The following is a 210-nucleotide window of genomic DNA, read 5'->3' as shown; positions in this document are numbered from 1 at the left end:
GTCAACGAGCCTGTCCACGACACCTTCGAGGACACCCCCGCCAAGGACCGGGACCCCGACTGGTTCAAACGCGCGGTCTTCTACGAGGTACTGGTCCGCTCCTTCCAGGACAGCAACGGCGACGGCGTCGGCGACCTCAAGGGCCTGACCGCCAAGCTCGACTATCTGCAGTGGCTCGGCGTCGACTGCCTCTGGCTGCCGCCGTTCTTC

General features: G+C 65.7%; 1 protein-coding gene. It reads left to right on the top strand.

The genetic code is table 11. The annotated features are described in order from the left end of the window. The coding region (locus IG08_RS55585) for an alpha-amylase family glycosyl hydrolase (RefSeq protein ID WP_043457904.1) at positions 1-210 on the top strand (210 nt) is incomplete at both ends.

The organism is Streptomyces fulvoviolaceus (assembly GCF_000718165.1).
In the GTDB taxonomy this organism is placed as follows: domain Bacteria; phylum Actinomycetota; class Actinomycetes; order Streptomycetales; family Streptomycetaceae; genus Streptomyces; species Streptomyces fulvoviolaceus.
This window is presented reverse-complemented; position numbering and strand designations above follow the sequence as displayed.